This is a genomic window from Capnocytophaga gingivalis, assembly GCF_002302415.1.
Lineage (GTDB): Bacteria > Bacteroidota > Bacteroidia > Flavobacteriales > Flavobacteriaceae > Capnocytophaga > Capnocytophaga gingivalis.
Genome location: NZ_CP022386.1, coordinates 217802 through 239540 on the forward strand (window position 1 = coordinate 217802; position 21739 = coordinate 239540).

Here is a 21739-nt window from a genome sequence, read left to right on the forward strand (position 1 = left end):
AAAGTAATATTCCTATTTGAAGAAATACCATATAATACCCAATCGTACTTTCCAATCGCGATAAGGTTGGTTGGGTGCAGCGTAATAATTATATTTTCCCAGTAGTGCCTCGAGGTGCTCTACAGTGAAAAAAATACGCATAGTCCTTACTTTGGCATTGAGGAAAAAATCAGTCACTGAATAATTTCCTATTTTCTCCTGAGTTTGTAGCTGAAAGTCCGCCAAGAGAGGGTTATACTCATAAGCATAATAGTTAGTAAAATACTTGAAAGTAAACCCTGTCTGGAGGAACATTGCCTTTTTGAACATAAAGGTAGTAAAGTACAAAGTATTGCGAGTGGTTAGCGAAGGGACATTGAACACATTAGCATTGTCCTGCAATACCTGTTGATACATCAGAGTATTCTCCAATCCCCACTTACCCAAGCGGAATTCTCTTTCCCCTACGAGCTTCAAGTACTGAATATTTCCAGTATACTGCGCTGGCTTGGACTGGTTTTTCTCCCCAGAGGAAGCCGGCTGTAGCTGGAAATAAGTGTAATTATTGATATTGGTAATATCCAAAGAGAGATTTCCCCATTGTGTATAAGCCGATCCATAGATAGTTTGAATATTTTCCTTAGAAAAATCATCTAAGTGATACCAATTATAATTCTTATAATCGCTTTGGTAAAGCAAAAAATTGAAATTAGGCATCTTAGAAGTGACATTCACCCCAGCAATCACCTTGTTTTTCTCATCAAAAGTATAAGAAAGATCTCCTGCTATCTCTGTACCTAAGAGCTTTCCTAAGATCATTTGCTCTCCTTGAGCATTGATAGCAAATCCCTTATAATTCTTCTTCCACTGTACCCCTATACCATAATCCGTATTCTTTATCTGGTGAGGAATAAAGTTTCCATTGTTATCTACGAAAATTCCCTTAGCAAAATAATTGTAGAAATAAGATTTCCCATAGAGAAAAGTCTTCCCTAAATAAGGTAGAGAGAGCTCTGCTCCTAAGCGATTCGTTAGCTCCCTAAGTGAGTGCTTATCCCGAAGACTCTTTAGAGTAAAACTCTGTCCTAAGACCCCATTGGAGGCCATCTCCGACTGAGAGTGATAATAGTTTCTACTCTGGTATTCTACTTGGTGTTTGAGCAATATTTCCGAGCCACCTTCCCGATGAGAAGCAGGCAAAAAATTATACTGATGTTGTAAGAAATAGCGCTTTAGGTTTTCCTCTGAATTGACCCCCGATAGAGCAACATCTAACCTAGCACGATTGCGGAATTGGTCATCCCCTTGGCCAAACTGTTCTGGATAGAGTAAGCCCCCATTCTCCTGACGATTCACTTCCTCATTGGCATAATGTGTCATAGCCAAGTATTTTTTATTCTTTGAATAATAAGAGAATCCCGCTGAAAAGCTCCCCACAGAAGAAAGAATATTCTTATAATCCCCCAGCGAACGCAAAGCATTGTAACGAATAAAGAGATTAAACTCAGGGGTAAGATTGGCTGAGAAAAAAGACTGCAACATCTGTCCTTGAGAGATACCAGACTTAAAGGAAAACTCAATCATAGGTGTAGGCAGATAGAAATAAGGAATCTGCTGTGCCTGAGAAAAATAGAAACGATTCCCCCTCATACCAAAATCAGGAGAAATCCCTACACTTCTATAATCATAGGCTAGCGATGTATAAGTCTGTCCCATATTCTGAAAAGGCACATAAGCGAACATATCCCTTCTGATAGGATTCTGTCGGTACATAGCCTTAAGCGTAAGAGTGGTATCCACCGCTGTGGTATCTCTGAAAATGGAAATACGCTTATAATCTCGGGAAGTGAGGGTAATACTATCCTTTTTCTTAGGCTTAGGTCTTATAGACTTAAAGCTAATACTATCTTGAGCAAAAAGGCCTATTGAGAAGAAAAAAGATAGGAAAAAAAGCAGTTTTCTGAGCATACTTTTAGTTCTTCTATTTTTTGATAATTGTCTGTTATTACGCTTATTAGCTAAGAGATCTTTGATGAAGATTCCACCAGCGAAGAGGGATAGTTCCCTCGAGCGCTTTTTGATAATCTCTTTCTGTACAAGGCAGCATAAATGCTCCTTTGGAAGCCTCACTGGGGAGTATCCACCAGCGACCAGTGCGGTTACTTTTATAGAACTCAATGGTAAAATCATCCAAGAGAACGATATGCTTGGTGTAATTCTTATCCTCTATAGTAGGGAACTCCTTGATACGGTAATTAACCCCTTCGATAAAGTACCAGATCACCTCACCTATAAGCATGCGACCCCTGACAGAAGTAGGTACATTGAATAGCCCCAGTACAGCTGTCTGAGAGCTAAGCCCTGCATAGCGACTAATGGCACAGATCTCACGTGCCGAGAAACCATTGACATACCCTTGAGACATATCAATATCTGCGGCCTGTACTCCAGCCATATCGATACTTACCAAGTCTGTATTGCGCAAGATAGGCTCTACCTGCTCCATATAAGAAGTAATTTCTCCCAAGCGATAGCTCTCGAAAAACATTTTATCCAATAAGTCCTTAGATTCCTGAGGGTTGTAGTAAGTTTGATAACCTATGTTGGAAAAGTGGTTCAGATGTGTAGGCGTCTCCATCAGGATACGGCTCATATAACTATCCTCTGAGAAGATTTCATACTCATCCCCAAAACCAAAAAGTGGGCTCACACAAGCGAGATTGACCATTTGCTCCATGGAGTCAAAGGCACGATAAAGTGCATAAGTATTCTCCACCCCTGAGGCTAAGAAGACAGGAATAATACCCTGTTTCATCAGAAAGGAAACCGTCTCGCGAATAGCTATAAAAGTATCCTCTTGTGTAGTTCCCTCGGGGATATTGCCCAAATCAGCCAACACAAGATCCCAATTTCCATAATAAAGACTGTAGAAATACTCTCTAAAAGAATTTTTGAGTATATTCTCACTATTAGAGAGAGAAAAAACAGCGATTTGTACCCCTTCCAATGAGGGCAATCCTTCCTTGCGGGTATGCTTAAGTATTCTACCGCCAATGGTTTGTGGAATATAGTTTTTTTGAGTAAAGAAATCCTCTATAGGGTATAAAAAATCTAACACGTGTATAAAAATTACTAATTAATAGAGATTAAATCTTGTGCAAAAATACATATTAAAAGCGGCACTCTAACAAAATTGGGATAATTTGTGAGTTATCATCTTTTATTTTTATATTTATTAATATTTATTTTTTTATTATTTAGAAAAAAAGTGTGAGCGAAATTTGTTTTTTGTGAAATAAAAACGTAATTTTACGGCGTAAAATAATTCAAAGATTGTCTAATATAAAACTGTTATTATCATGAAAAACATTCTCGTACCCACTGATTTTTCGGAACATTCTATCTATGCGGTAGATGTGGCTGTAGATTTGGCCAAGAAGAATGGAGCTACCATTTTTCTATTACATTGTGTAGAGCTACCCCAGCGATTCGTTACAGAATCTACTTCTGTACTTCCTGAAGAACTCTTCTTCATGAGAGAGGCTTCGAATAATGTAAAGAAGCTCTCCTTAGAGCTCCAAGCCAAAGGAGTAGAAGTGAAGACTGTGGTAGAAACCAGCACTCTTACCAATTCCGTAAAAACCCTTTTGGAAAAAGAATCCATTGATTTTATCGTCATGGGCTCCACAGGAGCTACTGGATCTAAGGAACTTTTCTTAGGATCTAATGCCGAGAAAATCGTTCGCACTTCTTCTGTACCTGTTTTAGTGATTAAGGACAAGACAAATATCAATGAGGTGAAAAAGATTGTTTTCGCCTGTGATTTCTCTCAGAAATACATAGATGCTTTCCAGAAAGCAATATCTTTTGCCCAAGTATTAGGCGCTAAGATTGATTTTGTATATATTAATACTCCTTACCACTTCAATTCAAGCAGAGAGATAAAAGTACTCATTGACAGTTTTTCTACCGAACACAAGGAAATACTATCCCATAATATCCATATGTACAGTGATTTCTCTATAGAAGAAGGTATTATCCATTTTGCTGAAGATCATCAGAGTGACCTGATCTGTATGTTCCCTGCACGACAGAGTGTGCTTATGCATCTGTTCAATGGAAGTATTAGTGAAGATATAGTGAACCATTCTCAAAAGCCGGTACTCACTATCAAACTATAATTTTTGGTTTCGTTTTTTTAATTTTTTAGGGGACTGCTCTATGGGGCTGTTCGAAGTATCCTGATTTTTAGTAAATGAATAACTCCTATAATGGGACTGAAAAACATCGGACAGCCTCGTAAGGCAGTTTGTTTTTATATTTTTTAATTTTCCTTATGAGGAAGTACTTATTATTTATATTTTTTTTAGTTAGTTTTTTTAGCTTTGCACGAGTCTCCCACACAGAAGAGACAGATACACTTTCCGCTCCTTCGTCTGCTCAAAAACTATTATTCAACTTCTATATCAATAGTAATTTCAGTGCGGAGAAACACACTCATATACCTTCATCGGCCGCTTTTCGTATAGAAGATGCTCGGCTCAACCTACAAGGCTCCTATGATGATAACCTATCCTATCGCATACGTATGCGCCTGAATCGCCCTTTCACTCCTACTTCTTCAGACAACGCCTCTGTAGGATTGGATTTTGCTTTTCTTACCTATACCTTTGGAAAAGAGCATCAATGGGAAATGCGTATAGGAAGAGCCTATGGCATGATAGGTTCTTACGAATTGGATATCAACCCCTTATATGAATATATCTTCTCAGACCATCTGAACTATGTTGTCAATGGTTTTGTAACTGTGCTGCAAGCAGGGTACAGAATCAATAACCGACATCAGATAGGTATACAAGGGCACAATACTCTGAATGAATCCTTTGGCACACACCTTGCCAATAATGGGTTTGTTCCTGGAGATTTCAAGGCCTCAAAGACTCCTTTGGGAGTTTATCTATACTGGATGGGAACTTTCTTCGAGAACAAACTTCACACCTATTACTCTTATGACTTCTCCCAATTTGTCCAAGGATATTACACCCATTCTATTTCCTTAGGCAATCAACTGACAATAGGAAATCACTCAGCATACTTAGACCTTATATACTCACATATGGGAGCTGATTATGCCCTTTTGGGCTCCAAAACCCTAAACCAATTCGAACAGGTAGTCCCTGCGAACTATACCATGCGCAAGAATATGGTATACAAGGGACTCATCTCTCGTTACCAATATCAATTCACGGATCATTGGAGTATAGCAGCCAAGGTAGGAGTAGAGTTCTCTGGCAATCAAAATATCCTAAGTGAACACCATCGTACCAATTATATCTACTCTTGTGCAGGGCAATATGAGCCCTTTAGGACAGAAGATTTCCGCTTCTATGTGGCTTATATAGGCAATACTATTGATTATAAAAAAGAACTCAATATCCCATTAGAACAACTCCATCGTATTGCCTTAGGAATGGCCTATACCCTACCCCTTTATAAGAAATAATAGAAATTAGTATAATACACTATCATGACAAAGAAAATAAGAAACCTGTTCTTTCTTCTATTCCTCTTAGGACAGGTTTTGTTTGCAAAAGAGGAGAAAGACAGTCTCTCTGAGTCTCTTTCTGCAAAAAAACTTAATGTAGAACTTTATTTCAGAGGAGGAGCTATCTCTGATTATCATAGTCAAGAAGCTCTCTCAGGTTCTCATTTCAAGATAGACAATGCTCGGATCAATGTGCAAGGAGACTACAATGAGTTCCTCTCCTATAGAGTACGTTTTCGATTGAACAAAGCCTTTTCTCCGACTTCTCAGGACAATGCTTCCGATGCGTTAGATTATGCATATATAACCTATCGTTTTGATCAGGAGCATCGCTGGGAGGCCACAATAGGGAAACAACTTTCGGTTATGGGCTCCTTCGAACAGGATATCAACCCACTATACGAATACATCTTTACCGACTACCTCAACGGAGTCTATGCCAATATATTCTTGGCTGGCCTACAACTTTCCTATCAGCTTACCCCCCAGCACAAAGTAGGAATACAACTCCACAATACCCTAAATGAGTCTTTTGCTAAGCATTTGGAAAATAACCTCTTCACCACCGAAGGGTTTACTGCTTCCAAAGCACCTATAGGAGGGTATTTGTATTGGAATAGCTCTCTATGGGATGGAAAATTCAAGACCAAGTATTCCTATAACCTGTCCCAGTTTGCCAAAGGATACTATACCCATTCTGTTTCCTTAGGTAACAAGCTACAAATAGGCAAACATACTGCCTATTTGGATTTGGTATATTCGTACATGGGAGCCGATTTTGGACTAACCTCATCAAAATTGTTAAGTATTCACAAAGGCCTCGCAAAAGAAGCATACCTCATGCATAAGAATATAGTCTACAAATGTGCCGTCTCTCGCTATGATTACCAAATCACTGACAGATGGAGTGCTACCACCAAGATAGGAATAGAGACTACAGGAAGCCGAAAAGAACTAAGTGAATCCCTACGTACCAACTATATCTATTTCTTAGCAGGTCAATATGCTCCCCTACTGAGCCAAGACTTACGATTCTATGTGGCCTATGTAGGCAATACCCTTCACTATGACCAAGCCCTAAGGAAGGATAATGAGCAGCTACATCGCATAGCTATTGGCGCCTACTATACTCTACCTATATTTAAAAGATAAAATTGCAAATACCCTATATTTTATGGAAAATTTCCCTATGGTAGCCAAGACTTTCTTTGGCTTTGAAGAGATTTTAGAAAAAGAGCTACAGATCTTGGGTGCCACCCAGATACAAAAAGGAGTACGTAGTGTCTCCTTCTCAGGAGATAAAGGCTTCATGTACAAAGCTAACTTATGCTTACGTACAGCCCTGAAGATACTCAAGCCCATCCATTCGTTCCGTGTACGTAATGAAAAGGATTATTATCAAAAGCTCTATCAGTATGATTGGGAGCAGCTGCTCTCCCCTACCCAGACCTTTGCTGTAGAAGTTACTTTGGCCACTGATCTGTTTCATCATTCCCAATATATGACCCTCAGAGCCAAAGATGCTATAGTAGATAAACTAAGAGCTACCACCGGGAAACGCCCCAATGTAGATACACTACATCCTGATATGCAGTTATTTATACATATACAAAGTGATAACCAAGTGATTGTATCCTTGGATACCTCTGGTGCTTCACTTCACCACAGAGGGTATCGTACCCAAACCAATATTGCTCCTATCAATGAAGTATTGGCTGCTGGCATCTTATTGCTGAGTGGTTGGAAAGGACAGAGTGATTTCTTAGATCCTATGTGTGGTAGTGGAACCTTCCTTATAGAAGCTGCTATGATAGCTTGTAATATACCAGCTTCACTCCACCGAAAAGAATTTGCCTTTGAGAAGTGGGCAGACTATGATGTAGACCTTTTTGAAACTATCTTTGACAGTTCCCTCGCCAAGGCCAAAGAGTTCAACTATCACTTATATGGATACGACAAGGCCCCTTCCGCTGTTACTAAAGCCAAAGAAAATATAAAAAATGCTCGACTTACAGAATATATAACAGTAAGCCAACAGGATTTCTTCAAAACAAAAAAGGAGAAAGAAACTTCTCTATTCATGGCTTTCAACCCGCCTTATGGAGAGCGTCTTGAGATCAACCCTCAACTATTTTACAGTCAAATAGGCAACACCCTCAAGCAACACTATCCTAATACAGAAGCTTGGTTTATCACCTCTAACTTAGAGGCTCTCAAGCATGTAGGGCTACGCCCTTCGCACAAGATAAAACTATTCAATGGGAAGTTAGAGAGTCGCTTGGTGAATTATTCTATCTATGAAGGAAGTAAAAAGGCGAAGCATAATCTTAACCAATAAGGTTATGCCTCCCGCCTAAGGCGAGCTAGATAGTTATAGGCCTCTCCTTCGGCGATAAGTTCACAGAGAAGTCCGTTGTGATGAGCGGCATTTTGCAAGGTATTATAATCTATAAAAAGCCAAGGGAAGGACTCCTTCTCCCCCTTATAAGTAATAGTATAGGTGAGCTCCCCATAGTAATCCGTATCCTCAAAGACAGGTACTAAGTAACTACCATCCTCGTCTTGGTCGAACATATAGATAATATCAGTAGAGGTCAGCAATATTTGTCCGTCAGGAGTTAGTAGTGTCTTTAATTTTTGCAAATATGTATCCAAAAGAGAAAGTTTCTGACATAATCCAATGCCATTCATTAGCATCAGGATAGTATCAGCTTGTCCCTCATACTGCAATATATCACAGCAGATAGCCACCCTCACCCCTCTTTGCTTACATATCTCAATGGCCGAAGGAGAGATATCTAAAGCTATTGCTTCTATTCCCTTCTCTTGTAAGTATAGCACATGAGAGCCTGTACCTGCTCCCACATCCAAAGTACGACCTTGAGAAAGAGTAAGTGCTTGTTGCTCTATAGGAATCATCTGAGAGAAAGAACGAAAAAAATGAGCTCGAGAGAGATACTCTCTATGGGAAATATTTGTTTGTACATATACATCCGAAGATCGATCTCCGTTTTGATAATCTAATAAGGAACGGCCTAATAAATCAAGCATAGTCAGTAACGTGATTAGTTGGTGAAATAATAGCTAACTTTTTCTGAAAACCTTTTGCTTAATCCAATGGAATAATCCAGCGATATTACCTATAGGCTTGTCCTCATTGACAAGAATAGTAAGGTATACCCCCAAAGGCAACAAGAAGAAAGTAGGCACCCAAGGGGCTATATAAGGGTTTATATTCCCATTAGTTGCCATATTTTTAGTCAATAACCCTGAAAAATAGTAAGATAAAAACAAGCCTATGGCCACTACCAAGGGCATACCTATCCCTCCTTTCCTTATGATAGCTCCCAGAGGAGCTGCTACAAAGAAAAGTACAAAACAAGTGATTGCCAAAGCTATCTTATCACTTAGAGTAAGACGATATACATTGATGAGCTTTTGCTGATATTCTACATTATCCTTGTTATTATCCAAACTATTGACCAGCGAAGTAATATTATCCTTAGCTAAGCTATATAGCTGAGGTAGGCTTCCTTTAGTTTTATAAGCCTCTTTTAGTTGCTGCATATCCGTGATAGGAGCTGAGGGAATGACTTCTTTTTCTGGTTTTTCAGCTATATAAGCAATTCCTGTTCGGCGATAAAAGTTTTCCCCAAAATCCTTAGTTTCTTGTTGGTAGTTCTGTACAATAGAATCCAGAGCATGAGAGAGTTGACTGATATTCATTGTCTTATAATAATCCCTCTCTGCATTCTCATCATAAGTAATATCGGCATTGAGAGCACTAATATCTATATTGAGAACATGAGTTTCAAACTTGGCCTTAACAAAAGGAAAAGTGATATCACTTTTATCATTATATACATCTTCATAATAGGACCCATCTTTGAGAATCAGTTGCAGTACATCCGAACCTTTTTTATGTCCTGAGAGTTCTCCATTTTTAGCTTTTATGACCGTACGAGTATCCCCGTTTATCCCTACTTTATGGATAACAATATCGTGTAAATATTGTTCATTCTCCCCTGTTTTCTTAGCTACTTTGATAGAAAAATCCTGTACATTGTTAAAGATTCCCTGACTGATGGCCAGCGAAGGTTGTTTGTTCTTGATACTATCCCTAAGGGCTACAAACTTCCTATTAGACCAAGGTTGTAGATTGTTGAAAGTAAAGAAAACCCCTATACTGAGAAGCACCATGAAAAGAATCAGCATACGGGTAGCCTTGAGCAAAGATACCCCAGAGGCCTTCATAGCAGCCAACTCATAACTCTCCCCAAAGGCACCTAAGGTCATGATAGAAGAAAGTACCACCGTAAGAGGAAGAATTAGCGGAATGAGGTTGGGTAACATCAAGGCGATAAATTTTATCACCACAAGAAAACTCAGCCCTCGCCCCACCAGTTCATCCACATAGAGCCATATCGTCTGGAAGATGAAAATCACCATGATGATAAGGAAAGAACTGATGAAGTTAAAAATAAAACGGGATAATATGTAGCGGTCTAATATCTTCATGTAAGATAGAATTTTTCTATAATAGGACTATTTGTTGATATAGTAACCTAATTTTTTGTATTTAGCTTCATTGAAAATAAACTCATTACCACTCAGAGGCTGATTAGTTTTGAACTCATTGATGGTAATAGTCGTTTTTGCTTCATTTTTCCCTATCTGGATAAGGTTATAAATGTGCTTAGTAGTGGTATCTATTCCTAAAAGAATAAGCTTGATATCAGAGGCCTGTTTGGTAGGCTTAAGCTCTATATACTGGATCTTACGTCCTTTGACCTGCTGTACTATATCCCACTTATAGGAAAAATCCTTTTTGTAAAAAGTCAGCATCTGAGAAGGCATGATCATTTGCTCATCCTTATTCTCAGCTCCCTCTATGGTAACCTCTTCGTTTTCAGGAATGATAGTATATATTTTTTTCCCATCAAAGATTTTGGTCACTCCCATATAGTTCAGTAAATACTTTTCCCCACTGAGGGTTACATTTCCCCGAGTATCCTGTTTGATACGTTCTTTGGAGTTCTCGAACGAATAGCGAAAATCTATATAGATATTCTTATATGAAGTCACTTTTTTATATACCTCATCTAAGTAAGCTTTTGCCTTATCAGCATTCTGTGCTTGAGAAAAAGATATTGTAAAAGCAAAAATAAATAAAAAGATTTTTTTCATTTCCATTGTATATTTAATTATATTTCTTGATTTACAAGTGCTCTGGTATGCAATAATTATGCCAAATTACTCTTTATCACTCACTAAATATATGAATTTTGTAAAAAACTTTTTTGTAAGACCATTCTTCGGGTATTTCTTCCTATAAAAAAGTCATTATATCAAAAAATAGAAAAATCTTTGTCAGGAAAAAAAATAGTTGTACTTTTGACCCAAATTTCGTTAACTCATTTTCAAGAATGAAGGCTTTATTCAAAAAAGAAATTCGATATTTTTTCACCTCTTCCATAGGCTATGTTGTGATAGCTGCCTTTTTGCTTTTCAACAATCTATTTCTATGGATTCTCTCAGGAGATTATAATATCTTTGAGAGTGGGTTTGCCTCCCTGCAACCCTTTTTTCTGCTCTCAGCATGGATATTTGTTTTTCTTACCCCAGCGCTAACCATGCGTATTATCTCCGAGGAGAAGCGCAGTGGGATGCTTCCCTTGCTCTTTACCTATCCTATTTCCACTTGGAAGATTGTACTTGCCAAATACCTTTCTGTACTTTTTTTCATCTTCGTCCTGTTACTTTTTTCAGGTATCTATGTATATATGGTATGGCAATTAGGTATACCCAAAGGCAATATGGATATGGCCAGTACCATAGGGTCTTATATAGCCCTTTTCTTATTAGGAGCTACTTTTGTGGCCGTGGGGATGCTATCCTCTGCCCTAAGCCAAAGCCAGATTATTGCTTTTGTAATTGCTACTTTTCTTAATTTTTTCCTCTTTTTTGGATTGGACGAGATCATAACCCTCTTCAGTGACAACTTACTTTTCTCAGTAGGTTTCAAGGCACATTTTGAAGATATCAGTCGAGGAGTGATTGACACGAGAAATATTCTATATTTTCTCTGTATAACCTTGTTTTTCTTATATGTAACCCAACTCTTTTTACAAGCTGAAAAAAAATGAAATCCCTAAAAAAATATACTCTTTCTCTTTCTTTAGTGGTGATTGTCTTGGCAGCAGTGCTCTTTTTGAGTCAAATTCTCTATAAGAGATTTGACCTCACTGCGGACAAGCGCTATACCCTCTCCCCTACTACCCTACAAGTACTTTCGCAAGTGAAAACCCCAGTGAATATAAAGGTATTACTCAAAGGGAATATTCCTGTAGAATACAAGCGCTTGCAGGTAGAAACATTACAACTATTAGAGGAATACAAGGCAAAAAATAAGAATATCCATTTTGAATTTCTCAACCCTTTGGAAGGAAAAAATCCGGATGAGCAGTTACAAAAGCTAAGTATGGAGGGCTTCACTCCTCTTATGATTACCTCTTCTTCACAAGGAAAAACCTCCGAGGAATATATCCTACCATGGGCAATTCTCACACAAGGAGACAAGCAAGAACGCGTTTCCCTACTGCGCAACAAATTAGGGGCATCTTCTCAAGAGAAAGTACAATTCTCCGTACAAAATCTGGAATATGCCTTCTCCGATGCTCTGTACAAGATACTCTTAGAAAAGCAGAAAAAAATAGCTATTATCCGAAGTAATGGTACCCTACCAGATATACAAATCGCTGACTTTCTTCGTTTTGAGCAAGACTACTACCACATAGCTCCTTTTGTCTTGGACTCTGTGGCTACCTCGCCGGAGAAGACTCTCAAGCAACTATCTGACTTCAACTTGTGTATTATCGCCAAACCTACAGAGAGATTCACTGATGAACAAAAGCAAGTCCTTGACCAATATATCATGAATGGTGGGCGTGTACTTTGGTTATTGGATCCTGTAATTGCCTCCATGGAAGATATCTTCAGGCAACAAGGACATACCATGGCCATGCCACAAGATCTAAACCTGACAGATATACTCTTCAAGTATGGAGTTCGCTTGAACTATGACCTGATCAATGATTGGTACTTTACCCAAATCGTTGTAGCACAAGGTAGTGGAAGCCAGACCCAATATACCCCTATTCCTTGGGTATATTCTCCTATGATACTATCGAGTAATAATCACTTGATCAACAAAAACTTAGATGGTATTCGTATGCAATTTGTCAGCAGTATAGATACCCTAAGCAATGGCATCAAAAAACAGGTACTCTTGAGTTCCTCTCCCCTATCCAAACAAGAAGGAACCCCTAAAGAAATTGTCTTGGACTTTCCCGAGAAAACTACCCAAGGATATGACAAAGGAAATTTCCCTGTAGCAGTACTCTTGGAAGGGAGTTTCACTTCTGTCTACAAAAATAGGGTAAAACCCATTCCACAGCTCAAGGAAAAGGATGAGAGTGTTCCTACTAAAATGATTGTGGTCTCCGATGGCGATATTATCCGTAATGATGTCCAACAGGGAGAACCCATAGAATTGGGATATGACAAGTGGACAAATCAGTTCTTTGACAATAAGGCTTTCTTGCAGAATTGTGTCAATTACCTCTTGGACGATACCGCATTTCTGCAACTGAGAAATAAGAAAGTAACCCTCCCTTTTTTGAACAAAAAAACGTTAGAAAAGGAAATAACTTATTGGAAACTAATAGCTTTCATCGTTCCTCTCGTACTACTCAGTGTTATAGGAATAGGATTGAGATTTTGGTATAGGAAACATTTTTCTTAATATTTCGTGAAAAATTTTATAGTTTGCTTTTTTTGAAATACCTTTGCACATATTTTTACTAACGCAAACAACCATCATGAGATTTATAGTATCGAGTTCGTATTTGTTGAAAAAGCTCCAAATCATAGGCGGGGTTATTAATAGTAATAACACTATGCCCATTTTGGAAAATTTTCTCTTTGAATTATCCGAAAACAAATTAGTTGTATCAGCCTCTGACTTAGAGACAACAATCAAGGGTGTGATAGAGGTAGAAAGTACTGACAGTATCAGTATTGCTGTTCCTTACAAAATCTTGATTGATACTCTTAAGACTTTTTCTGAACAAGCACTTACTTTTATTATCAATGATAACAATACCATTGATATAGTTTCTAACAATGGTAAGTATACTCTTGCCTATTTGGACAGCAATGAATTTCCTTCGGTAGTGGAGATAGAGAACGCCTCACAGGTGACCCTTATGGGGGATATCTTGGCTACTGCTATACAAAGTACCTTCTTTGCTACAGGAAATGACGATCTTCGCCCTATTATGAATGGGGTATTCTTCAATTTTACTGAGGAAGGACTTATTTTTGCGGCTACAGATGCACATAAATTGGTAAAATATGAGCGTCAGGATATCAAATCAGACCAACCTGCCGCTTTCGTAATTCCTAAAAAACCATTGAACTTGCTAAAAGGAATTTTGGCAGGCAGTGAGACACAAGTAACTATCGAATACAACGAAAGCAATGCGAAGTTCTCCTTTGACCAGTTGGATTATGTATGTCGCTTGATTGATGGTACTTACCCTAACTATGAAGCGGTAATCCCTAAGGAAAATCCTAACAAACTGATTGTCAACAGAAACCTAATTCTAAACTCTACCAAACGTATTTCTAACTTTGCCAGCAAGGCAACACATCAGATGCGTATCAAAATTGTTGGGAACTCTCTACAAATCTTTGCTGAAGATATAGAGTACAACAATAGAGCTAATGAGACAATTCCTTGTAATTATGAAGGAGATGATATGGAAATAGGATTCAATTCTAAGTTTTTTATAGAAATGCTAAGCAATCTCTCTTCCGATGAAATTCTTTTAGAAATGTCCTACTCCAACCGACCTGGAATCCTAACTCCTGCCGACGGATTGGATGAAGGTGAAAAAATATACATGCTCGTGATGCCTACTATGCTTTCCAATGCATAATAGCACACTCTTATCATCAAAAGCTGTCTTTGTAAGATAGCTTTTTTTGTCCTTATTCCTAATTATTATAATTCTTTTTTTATGCAGATATACAAATTTGGAGGCGCTTCTGTAAAAGATGCCGATAGTATCCGCAATGTGGCATCCATTCTTGAAAAGAACCCAAGAAAAGATATACTTATTGTCATCTCCGCCATGGGAAAGACTACCAATGCTTTAGAGGAAGTCGTAGAAAATTATTTCCAACAGAATCAGGAAGGTCTTGCTCAAAGTATTGACAAAGTAAAGGATTTCCATTACCAAATCATCAACACACTTTTTGAAAACAAAAATCACCCTATTTACTGGAAAATAGACGGGCTTTTTGGAGAGATTTCCTCTTTTTTGGAGAGAAACAAATCTCCTAAATATAGCTTTGTATATGACCAAATTGTAAGCTTCGGAGAGCTAATCTCCACTCAGATCATCAGCCATTACCTCAATGACAAGGGCATACGTAACACTTGGCTTGATGCGCGTAACCTAGTAAAAACCAATAGTAATTACCAAGAAGGAGAAGTGGATTGGCAAGAGACAGAACGTAGCATTCGAGAGAGCATCAACCCTTCACTGATGTATGTCACCCAAGGATTCATAGGCAGTGACCCCAACTATTTCACCACAACCTTAGGAAGAGAAGGATCTGATTATTCTGCAGCTATCTTTGCCTATTGCCTCAAGGGAGAAAATGTCACTATCTGGAAGGATGTGGCAGGAGTGCTCAATGCCGATCCGAGATACTTTTCACAGACCCAGCTATTGGAGAAAATTCCCTATCAGGAAGCTATAGAACTGGCCTTCTATGGGGCTTCTGTAATTCATCCCAAAACCCTACAACCTCTCCAAAGGTTGGATATTCCGCTGAATGTGCGTTCGTTCCTACACCCTGAGCAAGCAGGGAGTTCTGTATGCAATGTCAAGGAGCTATCTCCTAAGATTCCTTGCTACATTCGCAAGCAGTACCAGCACTTACTATCGCTCTCCTCCTTGGATTTTTCTTTTATCGCAGAAGAGAATATCAGTTTTATTTTCAATCTTTTAGCTACTTATCAGATCAAAGTAAGTCTGTTACAAAACTCAGCTATTAGTTTCAACCTGTGTATAGAAGACAAGTATAAAAATCTTTCCTTCCTATTGGAAGATCTAAGTAAGCGCTTCAAGGTCAGTTGTACTGAGAATGTAGTCCTATACACCGTACGCCATGCCCAGCAAGATAGTTTTGACTTCTTAGGGCAGGACAAAGAAATACTCTTAGAACAGTTTGCCCAAAACACCCAACAGAAGATTGTCCGTGATGAAACCCTCATCCTATAGGGGCAAAGTCCGCATCAGGAGAGTAGATTAGATAATTCGTTTTATAAATTGTAAAATAATGTTAAAAATTTATTTTTAGCATTATTTTCTTGTTTTTATTTTTTCATATCAAAAAAAGGTCGTAAATTAGCACCTTGAAATAAAAAGTAAATTTTACAATGGTTGAAGGAGAAAAACTCATTCCTATTAACATAGAAGACCAGATGAAGACAGCCTACATTGACTATTCAATGTCAGTGATTGTCTCAAGAGCTTTGCCCGATGTACGCGATGGGCTGAAGCCTGTACATCGTCGTGTACTCTTTGGAATGCACGAGCTTGGCGTACGTAGCAACACCGCTCATAAGAAATCAGCCCGTATCGTAGGGGAAGTACTCGGTAAGTACCATCCACACGGCGATTTTTCCGTATATGACACAATGGTACGTATGGCACAATGGTGGAACATGCGCTATATGCTTGTAGATGGGCAAGGTAACTTTGGTTCTATCGATGGAGACTCTCCGGCAGCTATGCGTTATACCGAGGCGAGAATGAGAAAAATGGCCGAGGATATGCTGATAGATATCGAGAAAGAAACAGTAGATCACAGTCTGAACTTTGACGATACCCTACTCGAACCTACTGTATTGCCTACCCGTATCCCTAACCTACTGGTGAATGGGTCTTCGGGTATTGCTGTAGGTATGGCTACTAATATGCCACCTCATAATCTTGCTGAAGTAGTTGATGGTATAATTGCTTATCTTGAAAATCAAGATATTACCATCGATGAACTTATGGAATATATCAAGGCTCCTGACTTCCCTACAGGTGGAATCATCTATGGCTATGATGGAGTAAGAGAAGCCTTCAAGGCCGGACGTGGACGTGTAGTAATCCGCGCCAAGGCTCATTTTGAAGAAGTTAATGGTCGTGACTGTATTGTCGTAACTGAAGTTCCCTATCAAGTGAACCCAGAGACGATGCGTGAACAGACTTCAAACCTTGTCAAAGAAGGCAAACTCGAAGGTCTAGCTGACATCGTAGATCAAACAGGTAAAGGAGGAATGCGCATCGTATATGAACTCAAAAAAGATGCTATTCCCAACGTAGTGCTGAATAACCTCTTCAAACACACAGCATTACAATCCTCCTTCAGTGTCAATAATATCGCCTTGGTCAATGGACGCCCTCAGCAGCTGAACCTCAAGGACTTAATATATCACTTTGTAGAACATCGCCACGATGTAGTATACAGACGTACTGAGTACGAACTCAAAAAAGCCAAAGAACGTATCCATATCTTGGAAGGGTTCATGAAGGTGATGGCCACAGAAGACACTATGGGCAAAGCTATTGAAATCATCCGTTTTCATGACAAGCCCAAAGAGGATTTGATGACCGAGTTTGAGCTTACCGAAATACAAGCTGAAGCTATCTTAGCCTTACAGCTACGTCGTATCAATAAGCTATTAATCCTTCAAACCAAAGAAGAATATGAGCAATTATTAGCACAAATTATTGATTTGGAAGATATCCTTGCTCGCAAAGAACGCCGTACCGAGATTATCAAAGAAGAACTCTTGGAAATAAAATCCAAATATGGAGACGAACGTCGTTCTGTCATAGAATATGCAGGGGGTGATATCTCCATTGAGGATATTATCCCTGATGAGCAAGTGGTTATTACCATTTCCAACGCAGGTTACATAAAGCGTACTTCTGTCAATGAATACAAAACCCAAGCACGTGGTGGTGTAGGACAAAAAGCCTCTGCTACTCGTGATAAGGACTTCATAGAGCATCTGTTCATAGGTACCAACCACCAGTATATGCTGTTCTTTACAGAGAAAGGTAAGTGTTTTTGGCTCAGGGTGTATGAGATTCCAGAAGGAGGTAAAAATACCAAAGGACGCGCCATACAGAACCTTATCAATATCGAACCCGATGACCTTGTTAAGGCAGTCATCTGTACCCATGACCTCAAGGAAAAAGACTATACCAATAGTCACTATGTCATCATGGCTACTAAAAAAGGGATTATTAAGAAAACCAGCTTAGAACAATATTCACGTCCACGCCAGAATGGTATCGTTGCCATCACTATCAAAGAAGATGATGAGCTATTAGAAGCACGTCTTACCTCAGGCAACAGCCAAATCATGCTAGCTGTCAAGTCTGGAAAGGCTATTCGCTTCCCAGAGGACAAGGTGAGAGCTGTAGGGCGTAGTGGCTCTGGAGTACGAGGTATCTCTTTGGATAGTGACAAAGATGAGGTAATCGGAATGATTGCCATAGAAAATCCTTTGGAAGAAACCGTATTGGTAGTTTCCGAGAATGGTTATGGTAAGCGTACCTTTATCGATGAACCAGAGACAGGAGAAGCGGTATATCGTATTACCAACCGTGGAGGAAAAGGAGTCAAGACTATTTCTATCACAGAGAAAACTGGTAATCTGGTTGCGATCAAGTCAGTTTTGGAAGAAGACGATCTGATGATTATCAATAAGTCGGGTATGGCTATTCGCCTCCCTGTAAGTGGACTCCGTGTGATGGGACGTGCTACTCAAGGAGTACGCCTTATCAATATCAAAGGAAATGACTCTATTGCGGCAGTAGCAAAGGTTATGAAAGAAGATGAAGATGAAAATACTACCGAAGAGATAGAAAACCCAACAGAAGAATAAATAATTATAAGTTAAATATAAAAATTAAGTTACAATGAAAAAAAGTGTTTTATTAATAGCATCATCACTTTTGGTGGCTACTTCTTTTGCTCAGAAGAAAGAGCTTAAAGAGATAAAGAAAGCCATTGAAAAGGATAATTTCTCAGAAGCAGAACGCCTATTAGAAAGCAACAAAAGAGTTGCTCTCTCTACTAAAAAAAGCACTGCAGAGTACTATTACTTAAAGGGAGAATTAGGAATCAAAAAAGCGCTTGCTGGAAAAAATGTAGCTACTTCTCTCAAAGAGGCATCCGAGGCTTTGGCTGAAGCAAGAAAGATAGAGAAAAAGACTCCTGCTGAATTAGAAAGCCTAACAGCTAATGTAGCTCGTTTGGCTGCAGATAAAGGGCAAGAATACTACCAAAAGAACGACTTCAAGAATGCAGCTATTGCCTTTGAACAGGTATATCGTTTTAGCCCTAAGGATACCCTATTCCTATACAATGCAGCAGAATATGCTACTCAAGCAAAAGAAAACGAGATGGCTCTACAGTTTTTCTTAGAGCTAAAAGACCTTAAATATGATGGTGCAGAAACACTCTATACAGCTAAAAACAAAGAGACAGGATTGGTAGAAAAATCGGTAGATAAGAACACTCGTGATATGAAGATGAAGACAGGGAACTACACCAATCCATCTCAAGAGAAAGTACCTTCTAAAAAAGGAGAAATTATCCGTAAGATTGCTTACCTATATGTAGAACAAGGCAACAAAGAAGAAGCACTCAAGGCTTTTGCTTTTGCTCGTAAGAACTACCCTAAGGATCCTGAACTAATCATACAGGAGGCCAATGTACACTACCAATTAGGAGATCATGCTAAGTTCGAATCTCTTATGAGAGAAGCTGCTGACCTTCAGCCTGAGAATCCTTATGTACAATATAATATCGGGGTGATGAGTCTACAACAGGGAAAACCTGCTGAGGCAAGAAAATTTTTCCAAAAAACACTCAAATTGGCTCCTGATAATGCCGATGCTGCACTGAACTACGCTTTCACTTATACCGAAGAAGCCAATGGCTTAGTAGACCAAATGAATGCTCTTGGAAATACAGCAGAAGACATCAAGCGATACAATGAGCTGAAGGACAACAAAGACAATCTATTCAGATTAGCAGCTGAATCCCTCAATGAGTATGTCAAGAACAATGCTAAAAATCCTAACAAGGAAGTTTTAGAAAATCTCAAAAATATATACTTAGCTATCAATGATATAGAAAACTATAAGAGAATTAAAAATATCCTTGATAAAAAGTAAAATAAGCTTTACTAAAACTATACAGCCTGAGAAGAGAATCCTCTCAGGCTGTTTTATTTTTAGGGAGTACTAAGTAGCTTAGCCTATCCTAAGGCAATAAAAAAAGAGATTGCTTTTTGGACAACCTCTTTTTGTTACTAAACATTATGCACTATGCGGAGAAAGAGGGATTCGAACCCCCGGAGGTGTTACCCTCAACGGTTTTCAAGACCGCCGCATTCGACCGCTCTGCCATTTCTCCAAATGAACCAACCTGTTGTTGAATTCGGGTGCAAAGATACAACATTTTCTATACACTACAAAGAAAAATCTTACTTTTTTGCATGATTTTTTTACTATTTTATTTATTAAATTGATTTTCAACATATTACAAATGTATAGAAAAAATATTTTAGGAAAATGTTTTTTTATTCAAAAATAAATGCTTAACTTTGTATGGTTTTAAAAGTAAAAAATAATTGACAATTATGGGAGTAACAGACTTTTTCACTATATTCAATTCTATTTTAGATAATGATTTCTACAAGTTCACCATGCAGTGTGCAGTAGTAAAACTTTTTCCTGCAGTAAAAGGGCGGTATGAGTTTATCAATCGAGGAGGGCATGAGTTTCCCGAGGGTTTTGCCAAAGCCATGCAAGAAGCGGTCAATCATATGAGCCAGCTAAAACTCTCTAAGGAAGAAAAAAAATTCTTAAAAGCCTCTTGTCCTTACCTGAATCCTGCTTATATTGACTTTTTGGAAGGATATAGGTATGACCCTTCTGAAGTGCATATTTCACAGGAAGGAACTGAGCTTAAAGTAAGTGTAGAGGGATATTGGTATAGGACTATTCTCTGGGAAGTTCCTCTTTTGGCAACTATCAGTGAGCTCTACTATAAGCTCACTCATGCAGTAGCTTGGGACGATCAGAAGATAGAGGAGGTGACCTCCCACAAGATACATGATTATGAATCCTTGGATGTTATTTTTGCTGAGTTCGGCACGCGAAGAAGGCATTCGTATCATGTACACGATGTAGTGATGCGTACTCTAACCAAATCACACAGACACAACTTTTCCGGAAGTAGCAATGTACACTTTGCTATGAAGTACCAAGTAAAACCTATTGGTACCCACGCCCACGAATGGTTCATGTTCCATGCCGCCGAATATGGCTTCAAAATGTCCAATGCAATGTCCTTAGAGCATTGGGTGGATGTCTACAGAGGAGACTTAGGAGTAGCTCTATCTGATACTTACACTACGGACGTCTTCTTCAAACAATTCGACACTAAGTTCGCCAAGCTCTTCGATGGCGTTCGCCACGATAGTGGAGATCCTATAGAATTTGCCAATAAGACCATAGAGCACTATAAGAAGTTTGGCATCAACCCCCTTTCCAAATATATCATTTTCTCTGATGGACTCACTCCTGAAAAGGTAGAGGCCATCACCAAGGCTTGCCGAGGTAAAATAGGCTTCTCCTTTGGAATAGGCACCAACCTTACCAATGATGTAGGTTTGCGCCCTATGAATATTGTCATGAAGCTGACCGAAGTACTTACCTCCGACCACGAGTGGGTCAAGACCGTTAAGCTATCGGATGAACCCAAGAAACATACTGGAGACCCACGAATGATAGAATTGGCTAAGGAGTTATTACGCATTCACTCATAAGAGAAAAATATGAGCTTTTTAAAGAAAACAAATACCGTTGCTTATACCCTGATGATTATAGGTGTGACACTGCTTTACCTACAGTCCAAAAAGGAATATCGATACTTTCAAGAACAATATGTACTCATGGCAGGGCTTATCCTCGTGGTGATAGGTATCTATATGTTGTCCAAGAAATTATCCTCAAGAGAACACAAATAAGTTAATCGTTTATAATAATTAAAAAACTAAAATTT

Annotated in this window: 17 protein-coding genes and 1 tRNA gene; 12 read left to right on the plus strand and 6 right to left on the minus strand. The window is 38.8% G+C overall.

Going from position 1 to position 21739, the window contains the following annotated elements; translation table 11 throughout:
• Window positions 1-12: 12 nt before the first annotated feature.
• Both CGC50_RS01105 and CGC50_RS01110 read right to left on the minus strand, forming a co-directional pair.
• Window positions 13-1947, minus strand: coding sequence for a putative porin (locus CGC50_RS01105; RefSeq protein ID WP_095909339.1), 1935 nt, complete (start codon window positions 1945-1947; stop codon window positions 13-15).
• Window positions 1948-1993: 46 nt separating this feature from the next.
• On the minus strand, window positions 1994-3097 hold the full coding sequence (locus CGC50_RS01110; protein WP_095909340.1) for a formimidoylglutamase: 1104 nt from the start codon (window positions 3095-3097) through the stop codon (window positions 1994-1996).
• A gap of 241 nt (window positions 3098-3338) precedes the next feature.
• On the opposite strand from CGC50_RS01110, the gene CGC50_RS01115 reads away from it, so the two are divergent.
• The 4 genes from CGC50_RS01115 to CGC50_RS01130 all read left to right on the plus strand — a co-directional run bounded on the left by CGC50_RS01115 (window position 3339) and on the right by CGC50_RS01130 (window position 7862).
• Complete coding sequence (locus CGC50_RS01115) at window positions 3339-4160, plus strand: universal stress protein (RefSeq protein WP_002668122.1); 822 nt, start codon at window positions 3339-3341, stop codon at window positions 4158-4160.
• Window positions 4161-4315: 155 nt separating this feature from the next.
• Window positions 4316-5482 (plus strand): porin, encoded by a 1167-nt coding sequence (locus tag CGC50_RS01120; RefSeq protein WP_095909341.1) that lies wholly within the window; start codon window positions 4316-4318, stop codon window positions 5480-5482.
• A gap of 24 nt (window positions 5483-5506) precedes the next feature.
• Window positions 5507-6676: a porin gene (locus CGC50_RS01125; protein ID WP_095909342.1), complete on the plus strand. Its 1170-nt coding sequence runs from the start codon at window positions 5507-5509 to the stop codon at window positions 6674-6676.
• 22 nt (window positions 6677-6698) lie between these two features.
• A complete protein-coding gene (locus tag CGC50_RS01130; protein WP_198541617.1) occupies window positions 6699-7862 on the plus strand; it encodes a THUMP domain-containing class I SAM-dependent RNA methyltransferase in 1164 nt (387 codons plus the stop codon).
• 2 nt (window positions 7863-7864) lie between these two features.
• Here the strand turns inward: CGC50_RS01130 and CGC50_RS01135 are convergent, their stop codons facing one another.
• Genes CGC50_RS01135 through CGC50_RS01145 form a run of 3 tightly spaced genes read right to left on the minus strand, consistent with a single transcriptional unit; the run spans window position 7865 to window position 10711 of the window.
• Window positions 7865-8575, minus strand: a complete 711-nt coding sequence (locus CGC50_RS01135; RefSeq protein WP_095909343.1) for a class I SAM-dependent methyltransferase — start codon at window positions 8573-8575, stop codon at window positions 7865-7867.
• Between the two features lie 33 nt (window positions 8576-8608).
• Window positions 8609-10042 (minus strand): LptF/LptG family permease, encoded by a 1434-nt coding sequence (locus CGC50_RS01140; protein ID WP_095909344.1) that lies wholly within the window; start codon window positions 10040-10042, stop codon window positions 8609-8611.
• Window positions 10043-10069: 27 nt separating this feature from the next.
• Window positions 10070-10711: a LolA family protein gene (locus CGC50_RS01145; RefSeq protein WP_095911248.1), complete on the minus strand. Its 642-nt coding sequence runs from the start codon at window positions 10709-10711 to the stop codon at window positions 10070-10072.
• 239 nt (window positions 10712-10950) lie between these two features.
• Here CGC50_RS01145 and CGC50_RS01150 point away from each other — a divergent pair, with 239 nt between their 5' ends.
• The 6 genes from CGC50_RS01150 (at window position 10951) to CGC50_RS01175 (ending at window position 19845) form a co-directional block, all read left to right on the plus strand.
• Entirely contained in the window at window positions 10951-11670 is a 720-nt protein-coding gene (locus CGC50_RS01150; protein WP_095909345.1) for an ABC transporter permease, read from the plus strand.
• The gene (gene gldG, locus CGC50_RS01155) at window positions 11667-13328 is read left to right on the plus strand and encodes a gliding motility-associated ABC transporter substrate-binding protein GldG (RefSeq protein WP_095909346.1); all 1662 of its coding nucleotides are present in this window, start codon (window positions 11667-11669) and stop codon (window positions 13326-13328) included. The genes CGC50_RS01150 and gldG overlap by 4 nt, the downstream gene beginning before the upstream one ends.
• A gap of 76 nt (window positions 13329-13404) precedes the next feature.
• Complete coding sequence (gene dnaN, locus CGC50_RS01160; RefSeq protein WP_040359841.1) at window positions 13405-14526, plus strand: DNA polymerase III subunit beta; 1122 nt, start codon at window positions 13405-13407, stop codon at window positions 14524-14526.
• An 81-nt stretch (window positions 14527-14607) separates the two neighbouring features.
• Complete coding sequence (locus tag CGC50_RS01165; RefSeq protein WP_095909347.1) at window positions 14608-15879, plus strand: aspartate kinase; 1272 nt, start codon at window positions 14608-14610, stop codon at window positions 15877-15879.
• Window positions 15880-16037: 158 nt separating this feature from the next.
• Entirely contained in the window at window positions 16038-18548 is a 2511-nt protein-coding gene (gene gyrA / locus CGC50_RS01170; protein ID WP_095909348.1) for a DNA gyrase subunit A, read from the plus strand.
• 34 nt (window positions 18549-18582) lie between these two features.
• A complete protein-coding gene (locus CGC50_RS01175; RefSeq protein WP_095909349.1) occupies window positions 18583-19845 on the plus strand; it encodes a tetratricopeptide repeat protein in 1263 nt (420 codons plus the stop codon).
• 156 nt (window positions 19846-20001) lie between these two features.
• On the opposite strand, the gene CGC50_RS01180 is transcribed toward CGC50_RS01175, so the two are convergent.
• Window positions 20002-20086 (minus strand) — tRNA-Ser (locus CGC50_RS01180).
• Between the two features lie 226 nt (window positions 20087-20312).
• On the opposite strand from CGC50_RS01180, the gene pncB reads away from it, so the two are divergent.
• Window positions 20313-21503 (plus strand): nicotinate phosphoribosyltransferase, encoded by a 1191-nt coding sequence (gene pncB / locus CGC50_RS01185; RefSeq protein ID WP_095909350.1) that lies wholly within the window; start codon window positions 20313-20315, stop codon window positions 21501-21503.
• Between the two features lie 9 nt (window positions 21504-21512).
• Window positions 21513-21704: a hypothetical protein gene (locus CGC50_RS01190; protein WP_002668395.1), complete on the plus strand. Its 192-nt coding sequence runs from the start codon at window positions 21513-21515 to the stop codon at window positions 21702-21704.
• Window positions 21705-21739: the final 35 nt, after the last annotated feature.